This window comes from Pseudomonas sp. 910_23 (assembly GCF_052850795.1).
Genome location: NZ_VXCZ01000017.1, coordinates 102,974 through 123,522, shown reverse-complemented (window position 1 = coordinate 123,522; position 20,549 = coordinate 102,974). Strand labels below are relative to the sequence as shown.

Below are 20,549 nucleotides of genomic sequence, written 5' to 3'. Positions count from 1 at the left end.
ATTGTAACGATAAGTTTACGAATTTGCCCCGAGAGTCTTGGGCGACCTGTAGCTGTAAGGATTGGCTGACAGTTTGTCGCGTGCACTCTGTTGGGGCGTGCCGAAGCTGTCGAGCGGTGTACAATGCGCCGCGTTTTACTGTGACCCCCCTTGCGTACCCACGCAAAAGGCCAAGACCTCAGGGTTCGATCCCCCTGATCATTCCGCCTGGCCACGAGCCGGACGGGTTCGATTTCGTCACAGATAAAAACAAACAGGTGACGCATGACCGTTAGAAAGACGCTGTACTCCTGGTGCCTGCGCTGGGGTTTGAACGGCGCTGCTTGAGTCGGTAATTCAAGGCAGCAACCTGCATTCATATCCTCAAACCTTGCGTGAGACCCTTTCATGAGTGGAACCCATTCCTCTTCAGGCGAGCTGAAACGCGGCCTGAAAAATCGGCATATCCAGTTGATCGCCCTCGGTGGCGCCATCGGCACCGGTCTGTTCCTGGGCTCGGCCGGGGTGCTCAAATCCGCCGGCCCGTCGATGATCCTGGGCTATGCCATCTGCGGCTTTATCGCCTTCATGATTATGCGCCAGCTCGGCGAGATGATCGTCGAAGAGCCGGTAGCCGGTTCGTTCAGCCATTTTGCCCACAAATACTGGGGCGGTTTCGCCGGCTTTCTGTCGGGCTGGAACTGCTGGATTCTTTACATTCTGGTGGGTATGTCGGAGCTGACCGCTGTCGGCAAATACGTGCACTACTGGTGGCCGGAGATCCCGACCTGGGTGTCTGCGGCGGCTTTCTTCGTGCTGATCAACGTGATCAACCTGGCCAACGTCAAGGTCTTCGGTGAAGCCGAGTTCTGGTTTGCCATCATCAAGGTGGTGGCAATTGTCGGCATGATTGCCTTGGGCAGCTACCTGCTGGTCAGTGGCAGCGGCGGCCCGCAAGCCTCGGTGAGCAACCTGTGGGACCACGGCGGGTTTTTCCCCCATGGTGTTGGCGGGTTGGTGATGGCCATGGCGATCATCATGTTCTCGTTCGGCGGCCTGGAAATGCTTGGTTTTACCGCCGCCGAAGCCGATCAACCACGCACCGTGATCCCCAAGGCGATCAATCAGGTGATCTACCGCATCCTGATTTTCTACATCGGTGCCCTGGTGGTGCTGTTGTCGTTGACGCCGTGGGACAGCCTGCTGGCGACTCTCAACGCCTCTGGCGATGCCTACAGTGGCAGCCCGTTCGTGCAGGTGTTCTCTATGCTGGGCAGCAATACCGCCGCGCATATCCTCAACTTCGTGGTGCTGACGGCGGCGCTGTCGGTGTACAACAGCGGCACCTACTGCAATAGCCGTATGTTGCTGGGCATGGCCGAGCAGGGCGACGCGCCCAAGGCCCTGGCGAAGATCGACAAGCGTGGCGTGCCGGTGCGCTCGATCCTGGCCTCGGCGGCGATCACCCTGGTGGCGGTGCTGATGAACTACCTGATGCCCCATAACGCGCTGGAACTGCTGATGTCGCTGGTGGTGGCCACGCTGGTGATCAACTGGGCGATGATCAGCTTCTCGCACTTCAAGTTCCGCCAGCACATGAATCGCACCGGCCAGGTGCCGCTGTTCAAGGCGCTGTGGTATCCGTATGGCAACATTATCTGTGTGGCGTTCGTGGTGTTTATCCTGGGCACCATGTTGATGATTCCAGGCATTGACCGCTCGGTGTACGCGATCCCGGTGTGGGTGGCGTTCATGGGGGTGTGTTACTGGATCAAGAACAAGCGGGCGCAGCAGTCCGTGGATATGGCGGTCCCCGCGGTGAAGTAAGCGTCAATGTTGTTAAGCAGACCCGGCCTTGTGCCGGGTTTGTTGTTTGAGGGGATGGCCAAGGTGCATTCGCGTATCCTAGGGCTTCTTCCGGAGGACCGTGTTACTCATGCTGGTGATTTCCAATAACGTACAGCTGCCCGATGCCGAGATCGAGCTGACCGCGATCCGCGCCCAGGGCGCCGGTGGTCAGAACGTCAACAAGGTGTCGAGCGCAGTGCACCTGCGGTTTGATATTCCGGCGTCTTCATTACCGGAGTTCTACAAGGAACGCTTGCTGGCGCTACGCGACAGCCGTATTACCAGCGAAGGTGTGCTGGTGCTCAAGGCCCAGCAATACCGTACCCAGGAGCAGAATCGTGCCGATGCGTTGGAGCGCCTGGTGGAGTTGATCCAGAGCGCCACCAAGGTCGAGAAAAAGCGCCGTCCGACCAAGCCCACCCTGGGGTCCAAGAAGCGCCGCCTGGAGTCCAAGACCAAGCGCGGCAGCATCAAGGCCGGGCGTGGCAAGGTCGACTTCTAGGCGTCGCGCGTTTCCCGGGCCTTGGGTGCCTGGCGGTACAGGTACAGACTCAGCAGCAAACCGGCGGCGGCGGCGAGGGCGGCGAACAGGAAGATCGATGCAAAGCCGAAACCTGCTGCCACGGCGCCTGCCAGTGGCCCGGTGATGCCCAGGGACAAGTCGATAAACAGCGAATAGGCGCCTACCGCCGAGCCACGGCTGGAGGCGGGCACCAGGTTGACCGCCTCCACGCCCAGCGCCGGAAATACCAGAGAAAAGCCGAAGCCGCTCAACGCCGCGCCAGCCAGCGCCAGTTGGGCATCCGGCGCCAGCCACAGCAACAGCAGGCCGAGGACTTCCACCGACAGGCAGGCAATCGCGACGCGAAAGCCGCCAATGCGGTTGATCAAATTGCCAAACAGCAAGCGTGCGCCGATAAAACTGGCGCCGAACAGGCTCAAGGCCCACACCGCGTTATCCCAGTGCTGGGTGGTGTAATACAGGGTGATAAAGGTGGCGATGGTGCCAAAGCCGATGGAGCCCAGCGCCAGCGCGCAACCGTGTGGCAACACGCGGCCCAGCACATTCATGAACGGCAGACGTACGCCGGGTACAATCGGCGCGGCTTGTTTTTTCCAGGCCAACAACACGCCCAGCACGGCGAGCAGAATGATGCTCACGCCCATGCTCCACAGCCCGAACCGGCTGACCAACAGCACCCCCAATGGTGCGCCGACCGCCAGCGCGCCGTAGCTGGCGATACCGTTCCAGGAGATGACTTTGGCGGTGTTCGCCGCGCCAACGCGGCCGATGCCCCAGCCGATCGCGCCTGAACCCACCAGGCTTTCGGCGCTGCCCAGCACCAGTCGACCGATCAACAGGCTGCCCAGGCTCACTGCCGGCAGGCTGGAAAACCACGCCGCCAGCAACATGAACACGCCACTTGAACCGCAGCCCACCAGGCCAATCAGCACGGCGCGCTTGCTGCCCAGGTTGTCGATAATCTTGCCGGCATAGGGGCGGCTCAACAGGGTCGCCAGGTATTGCACGCTGATGACCAGCCCGGCGATCACGGCGCCATAGCCCAATTGGCTATGCACATAGCCCGGCAGTACAGCCAGGGGGATGCCGATATTCAGGTAGCCGATAAAGGTAAACAGCACGATGGAAACGACTTGCAGCGTGACGGCCATGGGTCGCTGGGTATCTGGCATGGGAGAGGTCCACTGTCGCAGCAGGTAAAGATAGGCTGCTAATGATACCGGCGCGCAGGCCGGGCAGGGCGGCAAAAATGTAAAACCTCGGATCAAAGATGCATCAGGCTTGGGCGGGAGCCAGCAATTGAGTCGTCACCAGGGCTGCCAGGGCATTTTCCTGGGTGCCGAAGCGCTTGAGCAGTGCGGCTTGCTTGTCTGCACTGAGGCGGTTCCAGACTTCGACCATCTGCAAGGCAGCGTCGAGCACGGCGGCGTCCGGCGTATCGGGAAGGGTTGTGGTCATGATGAGCGTCTCGAATGATTCAGGCAGTGTGGAAAGCGCTCAAAGGTGCGCTTTCCACACGGTCTGGTACGGCGTCAGTCTTGGCGTTTGCTGTCGACTGGTTTTGCTTCTTTGGTCGCAGGCTGCTTGTTGCTGGCCTGCTGCGGTGTTGGCTGCTCGGTTGGGTGCAGGCTTGGGAAGGGGAGATTAGGTATCTCGTGCATCGTCGTCGCTCCTCGCAAGGTCTGTTTTCAATCGCAGGTGATTGCGCGCTCTCAAAAAGCCTTGGCAGGATACAGCACCGTAAATGACAAAAAGACTTTTATCTCGGCGGATGCATAATTTTTCATACTTGCGACGCAAGTGACATGAGAACGCCCCCTAGAACGGTACCTTGCCCAGGATCATGTCGCGGTACATCACGAAATCCCCCAGCAAGCTATAGAACGGGTGCTGAAAGGTCGCCGGACGGTTCTTTTCGAAAAAGAAGTGGCCAATCCAGGCAAAGGTGTAGCCTGCGATTGGCAAGGCCAGCAACAGGAGCAGTGACCCCCGGCCTATGGCGTACGCGAGGATACCGATCACCAGGGTGGTGCCGATGAAATGCAAGCGCCGGCAGGTGCTGTTGCCATGTTCGCTCAGGTAGTACGGGTAAAACTCGGCAAAGCTGTTGAATTTCCTGGTGTTTTCCACGGTGGCCGGCCCTCTGGTTGTTGTACCGCCCAACAGGTGTTCGGCGGGGAGCTTATTTGAGTCTAGAGTGATCAGTGGTATCAGCCAGTGACAATAGATGCCACTTTAGTATCCTTGGCTTCCTGGCTGCCGTTTGAGCCTGCTTTCAATAAGAAGACGCCATGAGCGAACGAACAACTTCTGCAAGCTGGGCGATGGGGATAGTCAAGGCGTTGGAAATGGACGGCCTGGATTGCCGTGCGTTGTGCAAGCAACTGGGCCTGGACTATGCCGCCCTCAGTGACCCGGACGCGCGTTTTCCCCAGGATTCCATGACCCGCCTGTGGCAGCGGGCTGTGGAGGTGTCAGGCAACCCGGCGATTGGCTTGAACATGGGCAAGGTGGTGCGGCCGGCCTCGTTCCATGTTGCCGGTTATGCGCTGATGTCCAGCAACACTCTGGCTGAAGGCTTTATGCGATTGGTGCGCTACCAGCGCATCATCGCCGAAAGCGCCGACTTGAGCTTCCGACTCTTACCCGAAGGCTATGCGTTGATTCTGACAGTGCATGGCGATCATCTGCCGCCGACCCGGCAAAGCGCCGAAGCCTCGCTGGCCAGTGCGCTGGCGCTGTGCGGCTGGCTTACCGGGCGCACCCTGCAACCGCGCAAAGTGCTGCTGCAGGGCGATCAACCAGCGGACCTGGCGCCGTACAAACAGGCCTTCCATGCGCCGCTGCAATTCAATGCGCCCTATGACGCGCTGATCTTCGAGCAAGCCGACATGGATGCACCGCTGCCCACGGCCAACGAGGCCATGGCGCTATTGCATGATCGTTTTGCCGGTGAATACCTGGCGCGTTTCTCCGAAAGTCGCGTCACCCACAACGCGCGACAGGTGTTGTGCCGCCTGCTGCCCCAGGGGGAGCCCAAGCGCGAAGCGGTGGCCCAGACACTGCATCTGTCCCAACGTACCTTGCAAAGACGTTTGCAGGAGGAGGGCACCAGTTTCCAGGCCTTGCTCGATGACACCCGCCGCGAGCTGGCCGAGCAATACCTGGCGCAGCCAAACATGACCTTGCTGGAAATTGCCTACCTGCTGGGGTTCGCCGACCCGAGCAACTTCTTCCGCGCGTTTCGCCGCTGGTTCAATGCCACGCCCGGCGAGTACCGGGCACGGCTGCAGGAAATGTCGTCGGTCAGTGGCGCCAAAATGCCGGAATACACAGCACAAACACGGTAATGATCTCCAGTCGACCCAGCAGCATACCCAGCGACAGAATCCACTTGGCTGCATCCGGCAGGGTGGCGAAGTTGCCGGCCGGGCCGATGGTTTCACCCAGGCCCGGGCCGACGCCGGACACGGTGCTGGCGGCACCGGTCAGCGCGGTCATCCAGTCCACGCCCAGCAGTGACAAGGCCAGGGCGATGGTGCAGATGGTAATGGCAAAGAAAAATGAAAAGGTCAGGATCGACCGCACAATTTCTTCGTCGAGGCGATGACCGTTGTACTTTTGCTTGATCACCGCACGTGGGTGGATCAACTGGTTCAAGTTGGCCTTGAGCAGGATATAGGCGACCTGGAAACGGAAGATCTTGATGCCGCCGGCCGTGGAGCCCGAGCAGCCGCCGATAAAGCCCAGGTAAAAGAACAGCATCAGTGAGAAGTTGCCCCACAGGCTGTAGTCCCCCAGTGCAAATCCGGTGGTCGTCATTACCGAAGTCACATTCAGCGCCACATGGCGCAAGGCATCGAGCCAATGCAGGTCGGTGGTCCACCAGTACCAGGTGCCGAGCACCAGCCAGGTCACGAGCAATAGGCCGAGCAAGCCTTGCACCTGCTGGTCCTTGATCAGCGCTCGACGGTTGCCGCGCAACGTGGCCACATACAGGGCGAACGGCAAGCTGCCGAGGATCATCACCACCACCGCGACCCAGTGCACGGCCGGTTGTTTCCAGTGCGCGAGGGACTCATCCGAGGTGGAGAACCCGCCGGTGGAAATCGCCGACATTGCGTGGTTGATCGCATCGAACAAACCCATTCCGGCCCACCAGAATGCCAGGCTGCCGAGGATGGTGATGCCCACATACGCCGCCACGATCAGCCGCGCCACCATGTGCGAGCGGGGCATGACCTTTTCCGAGCGGTCCGAGGATTCGGTCTGGAACAGGCGCATACCACCAATACGCAGCAGCGGCAGGATCGCCACCGCCATGCCGATAAAGCCGATACCGCCGAGCCAGTGCAGCAGCGAACGCCACATCAGGATGCCCGGCGACATGCTGTCCAGGCCGCTCAGCACGGTGGAGCCGGTGGCGGTGATGCCGGACATGCTTTCAAAGAACGAGTCGGTGTAGCTGATGTGCTGGGTCAGCAAAAAGGGCAGGGCGGCGAAGATGCACACCACCACCCAACTGCTGACGGTCAGCAGGTACATGTCCCGGGGGCGCAAGTGCACATGCTCCGGGCGACCGGGGATGACCAGGGCCAACCCGGCGATAAAGGTGATCAGGCTGGCCCACAGGAATGAGGGCAGGTCGCTGGTGCGTTCGAAGATCACCAGGGTGGCCATCGGGATGACCATGGCGACGGCAAGGGTGATCAGGAAGATGCCGATGATGAAACCGATGATACGTAGGGTCGGCAACGCCATGAAGTTCGCTCGGGTGATTGGGCAGAGGCGCCATTCTACCGACGGTGCTGGGCATGTAAACCAGAGTGCTTGAGGTTACACGGAGCAAAATGTGGGAGGGACTTGCTCCCGATAGCAGCTGATCAGCGCAGAATGTATCTGCTGATCCACCGCTATCGGGAGCAAGCCCCCTCCCACAAGGTCGCCTTTTTCAGTACCGCAGGGATCAGAACTCGTGATCAGCGCTGTCCGGGTTCAGGTCACCGATGCCCAGCTTGCCGGCAGCGGCCTCGATCGAACCGGTCTGCTTGACCAGGGCGGCAATCGCGTCGCGTACGATCTGGTTGCCCTTGTCGTTGCCTGCGGCGATCAACTGGTCGTAGTGCTCGCCGGCGTTGGCGCGGTCGACCATGACCTGGATCTTCGCTTCGGTTGCCGCCAGGTCCGCCTTGAGGGCGGCATCGGCAGCCGGATCGGCCTTGGCTACCAGGGACGACAGGCTGGCGCCGGTCAGCTTGGTGCCGTCAACGCGGGTGTATTCACCCAGATAAACGTTGCGGATGCCCTTGGCGTCGTAGAACTGCGAGTTGTGGGTGTTGTCGCTGAAGCAATCATGTTCGTCTTCCGGCGAATTGGCTTCCAGGGACACCTTCATGCGCTCGCCGGCCAGCTCGCCCAAAGACAGGCTGCCCATGCCGAACAGCATTTTACGCAGGCCGTCGGTAGCCGGATCCGACTCCAGGGTGGCGCGGTAGTTGTCTTCGACGTTGGGTTTCCAGTTGCCGACCATTTCTTCCAGGTCGCTGACCAGCAGTTGAGTCACTGCGCGCAGGTAAGTGCGGCGGCGCTCATTGTGACCGCCGGTGGCACCGTCACCGGTCAGGTAGTCCGAGGCCGGACGGTTGCCCGCGCCTGGGCCGGTGCCGTTGAGGTCCTGGCCCCAGAGCAGGAATTCGATGGCGTGGTAGCCGGTGGCAACGTTCGCCTCGGAACCGCCCAGCTCATTGAGGCTGGCGAGTTTTTCCGGGGTGATTTCCTTGACGTCGATCTTGTCTTCGCCGACCTGGATCTCGCTATTGGCAATGATGTTGGCGTTGGCGCCCGGGTTACCCAGTGCGTGCTCGTAGGATTTGTCGACGTAGTCGATCAAGCCTTCGTCCAGGGGCCAGGCGTTCACTTGACCTTCCCAGTCGTCGATGATGGTGTTGCCGAAGCGGAACACTTCACTTTGCAGGTACGGGACGCGCGCGGCGATCCAGGCGGTACGGGCCGCTTTCAGGGTTTCGTCGTTCGGGTTGGCGAGGAAGGTGTCGACCGCTGTCTGCAGGGTTTTCGCGGTGGATTCGGCATCGCTGTATACCGCAAACACCATGTCTGCGTAGTGCGCGACAACCGCCTTGGCGGCTGCTTCGTCGACCTGGCCGGCAGCCGGTGCGGTTGTGCTGGCGGCGGCGGGTGCTTGAGGCGCGGCGGCCTTGTCTTTACCTTCGCCACAACCGGCGAGAGAAATGGCAATGGCCAGCAGACTGGCGGTGGCCAAGGGCATACGAATCATGGCGAACATCCTGCTTCGAGTGTGAATAGGGCGCGCGGGGAGCGCAAAAGCTGCGACATAATGCGAAAGATTTGCATTTTGTGTAAAGGCTTATACGCGGGAAATATTTGGTATTGGTTGGTTAATTCACAGACTCACCGCGTTATTACGCTCGGACTGCTTCAAATAAGCCGCCAGCTCCCGCGCCTGCAGCGGTTTGCTGTAGTGATAACCCTGACCCTCATGGCAGCCTTCGGAGATGATGTACGCCTCTTGTTCGGCGGTCTCCACGCCTTCGGCAATCACCTGCATACCCAGGCTTTTGCCCAGTTGGATAATGGCGCGCACGATCGTTGCGTCATCGTCATCATCCTGCAGGTCCTGGACGAAGCTTTTGTCGATCTTGATCTTGTCCAGCGGCAAGCTTTTCAGGTAGCTCAGGGATGAATAACCGGTGCCGAAGTCATCAATGGCGATCAGCGCCCCGGAGCGACGCAGGCTCAGCAGGTGCTGGGCGGCGGTGCTGATGTCTTCCATCAGGCCGGTCTCGGTCACTTCCAGTTCCAGGCTGCGGGGCGGCAAGCGATAGATCTGCATCAGGTTGTTGACCACCCGCGGCAACTCGGTGTGGTGCAGTTGCACGGTGGACAGGTTGACGGCGATGCGCAGCGTGGTGAAGCCCTGATCATGCCATTCGCGCAGTTGCCGGCACGCCTGGTCCAGCACCCATTCGCCGATCGGGATGATGGTGCCGTTCTGTTCCGCCAGCGGAATAAACAGATCCGGCGGTACCAGGCCGTGCTCCGGGTGTTGCCAGCGCAACAGGGCCTCTACGCCGACTACGCGATGGTCGCGGTAGCTGATTTGCGGCTGGTACACCAGGTGGAACTGGTCGCGGCTCAGCGCATCGCGCAGGTCCTTTTCCAATTCGCGGCGCCGGCGCATTTCGCTGTCGACGCTGGCGATGTAGAACTGATAGCGGTTGCGCGAGCGGCTCTTGGCCAGGGTCATGGTCTGCTCGGCTTTTTGCAGCAACTTCTCGGTGCTGTCGCCATCTTCAGGGAATAGCGTGATGCCGATGGTGGCACGCAGCCTGATCAGGTCATGCTCAAGTGCGAACTCCGCCTCCAGGTCATCCAAAATGCTTTGCGCCAGTTCGGCGGCTTCGTAAGGCTGGTCGATATCGGCCTGCACCAGGGCGAACTGGTCGCCTCCCAAGCGGGCAAGCGTGCCGAGGCGTCCGCTGTGGGCGCGCAGGCGATCGGCCAGGGCCAGTAGCAGTTTGTCGCCGGCCTGGTAGGTGAATTGTTCGTTGACGCTCTTGAAATCATCCAGCCCAACGCACAACACCGCCACCCGGCGCTGCCTGCGGCCGGCGTCAGTGAGGATCTTGTCCAGCTGTTCCTGCAGCTTCTGGCGGTTGGGCAGGCCGGTCAGGAAGTCATATTGGGCCATGCGCAACAGGCTGGATTCGGCCTCGTGGCGCAGGTGGGTATTGCGCTCGATGGACTCGAGCAACTGGTTGGCGGTGTTTATCCACTGCCCCAGTTCGTTGCGTTCGTGGCCCTTGAGCTGAGGGATCTTGTGTGCGCTGGGGCGGTCCGGGTTGATCGATGTCAGGTGCTGGATAATCCGTGACAGCGGTTTGGTCAGCATCCAGTGATACACCAGGTACAGCACCAGCCCCATGGTCAGGGCGCGCAATACGCCCGAGATAAAGATGATGACCGAGCTGACCAGAAAACCTCTGCCATAGGTGGCGGTATCCAGGGTGATACTGAGGTCGCCGTAATATTCGCTGTAGGGGCCTTTGCCGACCAATGCGGTGGTAAAGGAGCGTTCCTGGCCCAGAATCAGGTCGGTCAACCAGCGGCTGGGGGATTGCTGTAACGCGCGGCTTTTTTCCGCCAGCATGGTCTCGTTGGGATGACCGATGGAGGCCATGCGCACGGCGTCGTCCTGGAACAACCCTTCGATCACTTGCATACCCATCTCGCGGTCCAGGCTGTAGACGGCCTGGGTCGAGGGGTCGCGAAACATGTCGAGGATACGTTGCGCATCGCCAGCCACAGCCTGGCGCGTCTTGTAGGCATCAAAAACAATCTGCGCCACGCTCAACGCCACGCCGACGATCAAGGCCGACAGCAGCACAACCCGTAGCAACTTCACCGACAAGCTGTTTTTGAGTTCCAGCTTCAAAGGGGCATTCCTTGTCTCATGCGGGTGGCCGTCAATATGCCATGAGTATTGGCAATCTGAGGATGGCAGTCAAAGGGACATTGGGGGCTGAGCTCAATTGAGGTTTGAGCTGGATAAACGCAGGTGGGCGCCCGCGGATATTCGGGCTTGTCGTAAACAGGAAAGGCTAGGGGGCTGCACGCTCGGCAGGAGAGAAGGCGGAGGAGATCCGCCTTCGAGTGGGTGACGATTTAAGAAAAATTGATCTGACCCTGGGGCTTTGGCTGTTCCCCACCGATCCTGGCGCCTTCACCGACCATGTCCAGGACTTTGTTTGCCATGTCCAGGACTTTGTGTCCCGCGCCCATTGCGCCGTTTGCCAGATCCATCCCTTTATCAGCAATACCCGCCACCATTGGGATTGCACCCATAACCCCTGCTGCCATCGAAATAGGATCCATCGTCATTCTCCACATTGGTTTAGGAGGTTTATTCCTCCTGGCGTTTGTGTGGTGAATTGTTACTGTTGAGTTCCGCTATTTCCGGGCGGTCTGCCTGGCGAGCACAAAAAAGCCCGGCAATCGCCGGGCTCTTTTTACTGAACGCGCTGCTTAGGCAGTGAAGGTCTTGCCTTCGAACTGCTCAGCCACGAACTTCCAGTTGACCAGGTTCCAGAACGCTTCCACATACTTTGGACGCACGTTGCGGTAGTCGATGTAGTAGGCGTGTTCCCATACGTCGCAGGTCAGCAGCGGGGTGTCGCCGCTGGTCAGCGGGTTGCCGGCGCCGATGGTGCTGGCCAGGGCCAGGGAACCGTCAGCCTTTTTCACCAGCCAGCCCCAACCGGAACCGAAGGTGCCGACGGACGTCTTGGTGAACTCTTCCTTGAACTTGTCGAACGAACCGAACGCCGCATTGATGGCCTCAGCCAGTGCGCCGGTTGGTTGGCCGCCGGCGTTTGGCGCCAGGCAGTTCCAGTAGAAGGTGTGGTTCCAGACCTGAGCGGCGTTGTTGAAGATGCCGCCCGAGGAAGACTTGACGATTTCTTCCAGGGTCTTGCCTTCGAACTCGGTGCCAGGCACCAGGTTGTTCAGGTTCACGACATAGGTGTTGTGGTGCTTGTCGTGGTGGTATTCCAAGGTTTCCTTGGAGATGTGCGGCTGCAGGGCATCGTGTGCGTAGGGCAGCGGCGGCAATTCGAAAGCCATGATGATTCTCCTAATCAGGTCAGTTGCGGTGAGCGCAAGGCCGATCACGGGCGGCCAAACATGCGCCGGGGAGTTTGTACTCTTTGCGGCGCAGGGGTCCGATCATAGCACCGGGGGTGCGGCATAACCACGCAACAACTGTGTGGGATAGAGGTTCCAGCGCGTTTTCAACTATTGGTCAGGCGCTGATCAATTGGTAGGCCACCGAGAACATCATCACTGCCACCAGCAAGTCCAGCAGGCGCCAGGTGGCCGGGCGTGCCAGCCAGGGTGCCAGCCACGCCGCGCCGAGTGCCAGGGTGGTGAACCACAGGAACGAAGCGCTGGCGGCACCGGCCACGTAAGCCCCCGGCTGCGTTTGTTGCGCGCCCAGGGAACCGATCAGCAGCACGGTGTCCAGGTACACATGGGGATTTAGCAGGGTCACCGCCAGCGCGCTCAACAGGACCGCGCGCAATGAGCGGGTCTTGAGAGTGGCATCCTGATCCAGGCTTTGTTTCGAACAGGCCCGGCGTAGCGCACATGCGCCATACCACAGCAGGAACGCTGCGCCGCCCCAGCGTGCCACCGCAAGCAGTATCGGGCTCTGGGCCAGCACGGTGGCCAGGCCGAACACCCCGGCGGCCACCAGCAGCGCATCGCAGATCACGCACAAGGCCGCGACGGGCAAGTGATGCTCGCGGCGCAGGCTTTGCGCGAGGACGAACGCGTTCTGGGTGCCGATTGCCATGATCAGCCCGAGGGCCACCAGCAAGCCGTTCATATAGCTCTGCCACATACTGAAGGATCCTTGTTGATGCTTAAACGATGCTGGCTATGGTGCGGGTCGGACCTGTATAAGAAAAACCAATATTGCTGATCGCTCATTAGGAAAACTGATGTTCGACTATAAGTTGCTTTCCGCCCTGGCGGCGGTGGTGGAACAAGCCGGCTTCGAGCGCGGTGCCCAGGTGCTGGGGCTGTCGCAGTCGGCGATCTCCCAGCGCATCAAGCTGCTGGAGGCGCGTATCGGGCAGCCGGTGCTGGTACGGGCCTCGCCCCCAACCCCGACCGACATCGGCCGACGCCTGCTCAACCATGTGCAACAGGTGCGTTTGCTGGAGCGTGACCTGCAAAGCCAGGTGCCGGCGCTGGACGAGGAGGGTATGCCCGAGCGCTTGCGCATCGCCCTGAATGCCGACAGCCTGGCCACATGGTGGGCCGAGGCCATCAGCGACTTCTGCGCCGAACAGCACTTGCTGCTGGACCTGGTGGTCGAAGACCAGACTGTGGGCCTCAAGCGTATGCGTGCCGGTGAGGTTGCGGCCTGTATCTGTGCCAGCGAGCGCCCGGTGGCCGGTGCTCGCAGCCTGTTACTGGGCGCCATGCGTTATCGGGCGCTGGCCAGCCCGGCGTTTATTGCCCGGCATTTTCCGGCGGGCGTGCGCGCCGATCAATTGGCGCGCACGCCGGCGCTGGTGTTCGGCCCGGATGATTTCCTGCAACACCGTTACCTGGCTTCCCTCGGGGTGGACGGAGGTTTTGAGCACCATCTATGCCCGTCGTCCGAGGGTTTTATTCGCCTGACGGAAGCCGGTCTTGGGTGGGGCCTGGTGCCCGAGTTACAGGTGCGCGACCAGATGGAAACCGGCGTATTGGTGGAGTTATTGCCAGATAAGCCCATCGATGTGCCGCTGTACTGGCATCATTGGCGCAGTGGCGGGCAACTGTTGGGCTTGTTGACCGACCATCTGGCCCAGGTTTGTGGCCACTGGTTGGTGCCGTTGAAGTGATGGCGGGCGTCAAGGCCACAGCGATGAAAAACGAAAGAACACGGAGTACTACATGAAAATTCTGGTCACCGGCGCAAGCGGCTTCATCGGCGGGCGCTTTGCGCGTTTTGCCCTTGAACAGGGCCTGGATGTGCGGGTCAACGGGCGACGCGCCGAGGGTGTCGAACACCTGGTTCGGCGCGGTGCCGAGTTTATCCAGGGTGACTTGAATGATGCCGACCTGGTGCGTGACCTGTGCCGCGACGTTGAAGCCGTGGTGCATTGCGCCGGCGCCGTCGGGTTGTGGGGCAAGTATCAGGACTTTCACCAAGGCAATGTGCTGGTCACTGAAAACGTGGTCGAAGCCTGCCTCAAGCAGCGCGTGGGGCGCCTGGTGCACCTGTCGTCGCCGTCGATCTACTTCGACGGCCGCGACCATTCAGGCATCACCGAAGAGCAGGTGCCCAAGCGTTTCAAGCATCCTTATGCCGCCACCAAATACCTGGCCGAGCAGAAGGTCTTCGGTGCCCAGGAGTTCGGTCTTGAGGTGTTGGCGTTGCGCCCGCGTTTTGTCACCGGTGCCGGCGACATGAGCATCTTCCCGCGGCTGTTGAAGATGCAGCGCAAGAACCGCCTGGCCATTGTCGGCGACGGCCTGAACAAGGTCGACTTCACCAGCGTGCACAACCTCAATGAAGCGCTGCTCAGCAGCCTGCTCGCACCCGGCTCGGCGCTGGGCAAGGCGTACAACATCAGTAACGGCGCACCGGTGCCTATATGGGATGTGGTCAATTATGTGATGCGGCAAATGGAGCTGCCCCAAGTTACCCGTTATCGGTCTTACGGTTTGTCCTACAGCGTGGCGGCCTTGAATGAGGCGTTCTGTGCGATGTGGCCGGGGCGGCCGGAGCCTTCGTTATCGCGTTTGGGCATGCAGGTGATGAACAAAGATTTCACCCTCGACATCAGCCGTGCCAGGCATTATCTGGACTACGACCCCAAGGTCACCCTGTGGGCCGCGCTCGATGAGTTCTGCAGTTGGTGGAAAGCCCAGGATCCGGGCCTCAAGTAAGTTCATAACCAGCAACACATCGGGAACCGAATTCGCCGGACCGTGTCGACCTATGCGTCTGGGGCACGGTTTATACTTGCGCCGCTCGGCCTCTGAGCAGCCACCTCATTGATTCAAGGTAGATTCATGCGTAACGATGCAAAAGACGACTTCGACAACGTGCCCAGCCTGCGGGCAGACCTCGGGGACGACGATGATTTCGTGCCGACTGCCGCCACTTCGGTGCGCTCGCGAACCACACCAGTGGTCAAAGTTAAAAGTGCCAGCACCGGCCCGTTGTGGGCGTTGGTAGGCGCATTGCTGATTGCTTTCGCCGGCCTGGCCTGGTGGAGCTTCCAGCAGATTTCCCTGATGGGCCAGCAACTGGTCGCCACCCAGGAAAGCTTCGCCCGCATCAGCGAGGAAGCGGCGGGGCGCCTGCAGGATATTTCCGGCAAGGTCGTGGCCAGCGAAGCCAGCGTGAACAACGGCAGCGAGGCGCTGAAATTGCAGATCAAGCAGTTGCAAGCCCAGTTGCAGGAGCAGGGCAAGCAACAGTTGGGCGTCGCCGGCCAAGCCACCGAGCTGGATAGTCGCCTGGCCCAGATGAGCGCCAGTACCACCGAACTGACGGCTGCCAATGCCAAGCTGCAAGGCCAGGTGCAGGCCCTGACCGACGCTGTCGCCAGCCTCAAGGCGGCCCAAGGTGAGATCAAGGACTTGTCCACTGATGTGGCAGCCTTGAAGAAGCAGGGCAATCCAGGCGCCGCCATCGCCCGTCTTGAGCAGGATTTGCTGGTACTCAAGAGTGCCCAGGAAAACCAGCCTGCCAACGTCGATGCGCCGACCAACAAGGAGTTTGATGTGTTCCGCATCCAGACCACGCGCAATATCACCACCTTGCAGAGCCAGGTGCAGAATCTGAACCAGCGCCTCAATGCGCCTGCTGCGGCCACACCGCTGGGTCAATGAACGAAGTTATGGCCTTTGAATGAGATCTAAATGTAGGAGGGAGCAAGCCCCCTCCCACATTTTGGATTTTCACTTGGAGATTGATTGTCACCAGATAGTGACATTTCTTCTCCCCTTCGTTACTTGCCCCTACCGCGCCCTTGTTTAGACTCCGGTCATCCCACAAAAAACAATAAGGGCCACCCATGACCACCCATCCACTGCCTGCCAGCAGTTGGCTGAACGCACCTGCCCACCACGCCTGGCTCGCCGCTGAAGGCCAGCGCCTGTTGGCGTTCGCCAAGGCATCGCGCCTGCCGGACGGGTTCGGCAACCTCGACGATAAAGGCCAGTTGCCCGCCGATGCCCGCGCCGAAACCATGAACACCGCCCGTATGACCCACAGTTTCGCCATGGCCCATGTCATGGGGCTGCCCGGTTATGCCGAGCTGGTGGCGCATGGCGTGACGGCTCTCAGCGGCCCGCTGCGCGACAGTGAGCACGGTGGCTGGTTCGCCGCGCCCCAAGCCCTGGATGGCAACACCGGCAAAGCAGCGTACCTGCATGCATTCGTGGCCCTGGCCGCCAGCTCTGCGGTGGTGGCTGGCGCGCCGGGTGCGCAAACCTTGTTGAACGACGCCATCCATATCATCGACCAGTTCTTCTGGAGCGAGGAGGAGGGCGTCATGCTTGAATCTTTCGCCCGGGACTGGAGTGGTGTCGAAGGCTATCGCGGCGCCAACAGCAACATGCACGCCACCGAAGCCTTCCTGGCCCTGGCCGATGTCACTGCTGACAGCCGTTGGCTGGACCGTGCGCTGCGCATCGTCGAGCGGGTGATCCACACCCACGCCGCCAGCAACCAGTTCATGGTGATCGAGCACTTTGACGCGCAGTGGAAACCTCTACTGGGCTACAACGAAGATAACCCCGCTGATGGGTTTCGCCCCTACGGCATCACCCCTGGGCACGGTTTCGAATGGGCGCGGCTGCTACTGCACCTGGAAGCTGCGCGCCTGCAGGCCGGGCTGGATACGCCGGCTTGGTTGGTTGACGACGCCAAAGGGCTGTTTGCCAGCGCCTGTGAATATGCCTGGGCCGTGGATGGTGCACCGGGCATTGTCTACACTTTGGATTGGAACCGGCGCCCGGTTGTACGCGAGCGCTTGCACTGGACCCACGCAGAAGCCAGCGCCGCTGCTCAGGCACTGCTCAAACGTACGGGTGAACTGCATTACGAGATCTGGTATCGACGCATCTGGGAGTTTTGTGAAACCCACTTCATCGATCGGCTCCATGGCAGTTGGCACCACGAACTCAGCCCGCACAACCAACCCAGCAGCAAAATCTGGGGCGGCAAACCTGATCTGTACCATGCCTGGCAAGCGGTCGTGCTGCCGGCGTTACCCTTGGCACCCAGCCTGGCCAGTGCATTGGGCAGCGGACGTTATGTCACCAAGTGGTGACATTTGTGCGTCCCTTTGTTACCTGCGCCTGGAAAATCCCTGTTTAAACTCCGTGCAGCGCAAGCTCTAGACTTGCATGCATAACAACAAGAAAAGGTACTCAGATGAACGCGATTAATCGCCTCGCCGTTGCTATTTCCATTGCCTCGTTGTTTCCCCTCAGTGCATTTGCCGCCGACTCCAAAGGTACGGTGGAAGTGGTGCATTGGTGGACTTCCGGTGGTGAAAAAGCGGCTGTGGATGTCCTGAAGGCCCAAGTTGAGAAAGACGGCTTCACCTGGAAAGACGGTGCCGTTGCAGGTGGCGGTGGCGCCACGGCCATGACCGTGCTGAAAAGCCGTGCGGTTGCCGGCAACCCACCGGGCGTAGCCCAGATCAAAGGCCCCGACATTCAGGAATGGGCGTCCACTGGCCTGCTCGACACCGACGTGCTCAAAGACGTCGCCAAAGAAGAAAAGTGGGATTCCCTGCTCGACAAGAAAGTCTCCGACACCGTGAAGTACGACGGTGACTACGTGGCCGTACCGGTGAATATCCACCGTGTGAACTGGCTGTGGATCAACCCGGAAGTCTTCAAGAAAGCCGGTATCACCAAGAACCCAACCACCCTCGAAGAATTCTACGCAGCCGGCGACAAGCTCAAAGCTGCAGGCTTCATTGCGCTTGCCCACGGCGGCCAGCCTTGGCAGGACAGCACTGTTTTCGAAGCGGTAGTGCTCTCGGTCATGGGGGCTGATGGCTACAAGAAAGCCCTGGTCGACCTGGATAACGACGCCCTGACCGGTCCGCAAATGGTCAAGTCCCTCACTGAGCTGAAGAAAGTCGCGACCTACATGGACGTGGACGGCAAAGGCCAGGACTGGAACCTCGAAGCCGGCAAGGTCATCAACGGCAAGGCCGGTATGCAGATCATGGGTGACTGGGCCAAGTCCGAGTGGACTGCCGCCAAGAAAGTCGCTGGCAAGGACTACGAGTGCGTAGCGTTCCCTGGCACCGACAAAGCCTTCACCTACAACATCGACTCCCTGGCGGTGTTCAAGCAGAAAGACAAAGGCACTGCCGCAGGTCAGCAGGACATCGCCAAAGTCGTGCTGGGTGAAAACTTCCAGAAAGTGTTCAGCATCAACAAGGGCTCGATCCCTGTGCGTAACGACATGCTGACCAAGATGGATTCCTACGGCTTCGACTCCTGCGCCCAGACCGCCGCCAAGGACTTCCTGACCGATGCCAAGACCGGCGGCCTGCAGCCAAGCATGGCGCACAACATGGCCACTACCCTGGCGGTGCAAGGTGCGTTCTTTGACGTAGTGACCAACTACATCAACGACCCGAAAGCCGACCCGGCCGACACCGCCAAGAAGCTGGGTGCTGCGATCAAGTCGGCCAAGTAATACTTGGTAGCGGATTTTTGTGGGAGCCGGGCTTGCCCGCGATGCAGGCAACTCGGTGTACCGGTTACACCGAGGTGATGCCATCGCAGCGGTGCGACGATTCGACAAGCCAGCTCCCACACAAACCGCGTTCGACAAGAGACTCACCTTGTAGTCCTTTTTCCCTGTAGTGGATTTTCCCATGAGTTCTGTTGCTGTGTTCAGCAAGGCCTCGCCGTTCGATGTGCTGCAACGCTGGCTACCCAAACTGGTGCTGGCGCCGAGCATGTTCATCGTGCTGGTAGGCTTTTACGGCTACATCCTGTGGACGTTCGTGCTGTCGTTCACCACTTCCACGTTCCTGCCCAGCTACAAATGGGCGGGCCTGGCTCAGTATGAGCGTTTGTTCGACAACGACCGTTGGTGGGTGGCGAGCAAAAACCTGGCGCTGTTCGGCGGCATGTTCATTGGCATCACCCTGGTGATCGGTGTGCTGCTGGCGATTTTCCTCGACCAGAAAATCCGCCGCGAAGGCTTTATCCGCACCATTTACCTGTACCCGATGGCGCTTTCGATGATCGTCACCGGTACCGCCTGGAAATGGCTGCTCAACCCGGGCATGGGCCTGGACAAACTTCTGCGGGATTGGGGCTGGGAAGGCTTCCGTCTCGACTGGCTGATCGACCCCGACCGCGTGGTCTACTGCCTGGTGATCGCCGCTGTGTGGCAAGCCTCGGGCTTTATCATGGCGATGTTCCTGGCTGGCCTGCGTGGGGTTGATCAATCGATCATCCGCGCCGCCCAGATCGACGGCGCCAGCCTGCCGCGCATCTATTGGAGCGTGGTGCTGCCAAGCCTGCGTCCGGTGTTCTTCAGTGCAGTGATGATCCTGGCGCACATTGCGATCAAGAGCTTCGACCTGGTGGCGGCGATGACCGCGGGTGGCCCGGGCTATTCGTCCGATCTGCCGGCGATGTTCATGTACTCGTTCACCTTCAGCCGTGGCCAGATGGGCATGGGCTCGGCCAGTGCAATCCTGATGCTCGGTGCGATCCTCGCGATCATCGTGCCGTACCTCTATTCCGAGCTGAGGACCAAACGTAATGACTAGTCTCGCCTCCAAACCTGCCATCAGCCTGAGTCGTATCGCGATCTATGCGGTGCTGATCCTCGCCGTGCTGCTGTACCTGGTGCCGCTGGTGGTGATGCTGCTCACCAGCTTCAAGACTCCCGAAGACATCAGCAGCGGCAACCTGCTGAGCTGGCCGACCGTGGTCAGTGGCATCGGCTGGGTCAAGGCCTGGGCCACTGTGGATGGCTACTTCTGGAACTCGATCAAGATCACCGTTCCAGCCGTGCTGATTTCCACCGCCATCGGGGCCTTGAATGGCTATGTGTTGTCGTTCTGGCGCTTCCGAGGTTCGCAACTGTTCTTTGGATTGTTGCTGTTCGGCTGCTTCCTGCCGTTCCAGACCGTGCTGCTGCCCGCGTCGTTCACCCTCGGCAAGATGGGCCTGGCGAGCACCACCACCGGCCTGGTGTTTATCCACGTGGTCTACGGCCTGGCGTTCACCACGCTGTTCTTCCGTAACTACTACGTAAGCATCCCGGATGCGCTGATCAAGGCGGCACGCCTGGACGGTGCGGGGTTCTTCACCATCTTCCGGCAGATCATTCTGCCGATGTCGACGCCGATCATCATGGTCTGCCTGATCTGGCAGTTCACCCAGATCTGGAACGACTTCCTGTTCGGCGTGGTGTTCTCCAGTGGCGACTCCCAGCCCATCACGGTGGCGCTGAACAACCTGGTCAACACCAGCACCGGGGCCAAGGAATATAACGTGGATATGGCGGCGGCGATGATCGCCGGGCTGCCGACCCTGCTGGTCTATGTGATCGCAGGCAAGTATTTCGTGCGCGGCCTCACGGCCGGCGCGGTCAAGGGGTAAT

At 60.2% G+C, this 20,549-nt stretch carries 19 protein-coding genes; 10 read left to right on the top strand and 9 right to left on the bottom strand.

What is annotated here, in order from left to right:
• Positions 1–387: 387 nt before the first annotated feature.
• Together FW800_RS20180 and arfB are read left to right on the top strand one after the other, a co-directional pair.
• Positions 388–1,806: an amino acid permease gene (locus FW800_RS20180; protein ID WP_032879735.1), complete on the top strand. Its 1,419-nt coding sequence runs from the start codon at positions 388–390 to the stop codon at positions 1,804–1,806.
• A gap of 109 nt (positions 1,807–1,915) precedes the next feature.
• Complete coding sequence (arfB, locus tag FW800_RS20175) at positions 1,916–2,329, top strand: alternative ribosome rescue aminoacyl-tRNA hydrolase ArfB (protein WP_003193787.1); 414 nt, start codon at positions 1,916–1,918, stop codon at positions 2,327–2,329.
• Here arfB and FW800_RS20170 read toward each other — a convergent pair.
• From FW800_RS20170 to FW800_RS20160, 3 genes are all read right to left on the bottom strand, one after another.
• Positions 2,326–3,522: an MFS transporter gene (locus tag FW800_RS20170; protein ID WP_005790807.1), complete on the bottom strand. Its 1,197-nt coding sequence runs from the start codon at positions 3,520–3,522 to the stop codon at positions 2,326–2,328. The genes arfB and FW800_RS20170 overlap by 4 nt on opposite strands.
• A gap of 103 nt (positions 3,523–3,625) precedes the next feature.
• The gene (locus FW800_RS20165) at positions 3,626–3,808 is read right to left on the bottom strand and encodes a hypothetical protein (protein ID WP_032879737.1); all 183 of its coding nucleotides are present in this window, start codon (positions 3,806–3,808) and stop codon (positions 3,626–3,628) included.
• A gap of 360 nt (positions 3,809–4,168) precedes the next feature.
• Complete coding sequence (locus FW800_RS20160) at positions 4,169–4,480, bottom strand: DUF962 domain-containing protein (RefSeq protein WP_005790802.1); 312 nt, start codon at positions 4,478–4,480, stop codon at positions 4,169–4,171.
• Positions 4,481–4,641: 161 nt separating this feature from the next.
• Here FW800_RS20160 and FW800_RS20155 point away from each other — a divergent pair, with 161 nt between their 5' ends.
• Positions 4,642–5,700, top strand: a complete 1,059-nt coding sequence (locus tag FW800_RS20155; protein WP_446438314.1) for an AraC family transcriptional regulator — start codon at positions 4,642–4,644, stop codon at positions 5,698–5,700.
• Here the strand turns inward: FW800_RS20155 and FW800_RS20150 are convergent.
• The 6 genes from FW800_RS20150 to FW800_RS20125 form a co-directional block, all read right to left on the bottom strand.
• Positions 5,657–7,111, bottom strand: a complete 1,455-nt coding sequence (locus tag FW800_RS20150; protein WP_032879741.1) for a TrkH family potassium uptake protein — start codon at positions 7,109–7,111, stop codon at positions 5,657–5,659. The genes FW800_RS20155 and FW800_RS20150 overlap by 44 nt on opposite strands.
• 205 nt (positions 7,112–7,316) lie before the next feature.
• Positions 7,317–8,645: an imelysin family protein gene (locus tag FW800_RS20145; protein ID WP_032879743.1), complete on the bottom strand. Its 1,329-nt coding sequence runs from the start codon at positions 8,643–8,645 to the stop codon at positions 7,317–7,319.
• A 126-nt stretch (positions 8,646–8,771) separates the two neighbouring features.
• On the bottom strand, positions 8,772–10,823 hold the full coding sequence (locus FW800_RS20140; RefSeq protein ID WP_446438313.1) for a putative bifunctional diguanylate cyclase/phosphodiesterase: 2,052 nt from the start codon (positions 10,821–10,823) through the stop codon (positions 8,772–8,774).
• A gap of 230 nt (positions 10,824–11,053) precedes the next feature.
• Positions 11,054–11,263 (bottom strand): hypothetical protein, encoded by a 210-nt coding sequence (locus FW800_RS20135; protein WP_146097885.1) that lies wholly within the window; start codon positions 11,261–11,263, stop codon positions 11,054–11,056.
• Positions 11,264–11,413: 150 nt separating this feature from the next.
• On the bottom strand, positions 11,414–12,010 hold the full coding sequence (locus tag FW800_RS20130) for a superoxide dismutase (protein WP_003212997.1): 597 nt from the start codon (positions 12,008–12,010) through the stop codon (positions 11,414–11,416).
• Positions 12,011–12,188: 178 nt separating this feature from the next.
• Entirely contained in the window at positions 12,189–12,788 is a 600-nt protein-coding gene (locus FW800_RS20125; protein ID WP_032879749.1) for a LysE/ArgO family amino acid transporter, read from the bottom strand.
• Between the two features lie 100 nt (positions 12,789–12,888).
• Here FW800_RS20125 and FW800_RS20120 point away from each other — a divergent pair, with 100 nt between their 5' ends.
• The 7 genes from FW800_RS20120 to FW800_RS20090 all read left to right on the top strand — a co-directional run bounded on the left by FW800_RS20120 (position 12,889) and on the right by FW800_RS20090 (position 20,548).
• Positions 12,889–13,782, top strand: a complete 894-nt coding sequence (locus FW800_RS20120; protein ID WP_446438312.1) for a LysR family transcriptional regulator ArgP — start codon at positions 12,889–12,891, stop codon at positions 13,780–13,782.
• A 52-nt stretch (positions 13,783–13,834) separates the two neighbouring features.
• A complete protein-coding gene (locus FW800_RS20115; protein ID WP_032879753.1) occupies positions 13,835–14,833 on the top strand; it encodes an NAD-dependent epimerase/dehydratase family protein in 999 nt (332 codons plus the stop codon).
• Between the two features lie 126 nt (positions 14,834–14,959).
• Positions 14,960–15,784: an ATPase gene (locus FW800_RS20110; protein WP_032879754.1), complete on the top strand. Its 825-nt coding sequence runs from the start codon at positions 14,960–14,962 to the stop codon at positions 15,782–15,784.
• 185 nt (positions 15,785–15,969) lie between these two features.
• The gene (locus tag FW800_RS20105) at positions 15,970–17,229 is read left to right on the top strand and encodes a D-mannose isomerase (protein ID WP_446438311.1); all 1,260 of its coding nucleotides are present in this window, start codon (positions 15,970–15,972) and stop codon (positions 17,227–17,229) included.
• 104 nt (positions 17,230–17,333) lie between these two features.
• Positions 17,334–18,620 (top strand): ABC transporter substrate-binding protein, encoded by a 1,287-nt coding sequence (locus FW800_RS20100; RefSeq protein ID WP_078822160.1) that lies wholly within the window; start codon positions 17,334–17,336, stop codon positions 18,618–18,620.
• Positions 18,621–18,801: 181 nt separating this feature from the next.
• Positions 18,802–19,710, top strand: a complete 909-nt coding sequence (locus FW800_RS20095; protein ID WP_446438310.1) for a carbohydrate ABC transporter permease — start codon at positions 18,802–18,804, stop codon at positions 19,708–19,710.
• Positions 19,703–20,548, top strand: coding sequence for a carbohydrate ABC transporter permease (locus FW800_RS20090; protein ID WP_005790778.1), 846 nt, complete (start codon positions 19,703–19,705; stop codon positions 20,546–20,548). Before FW800_RS20095 ends, FW800_RS20090 begins: the two co-directional genes overlap by 8 nt.
• Position 20,549: the final 1 nt, after the last annotated feature.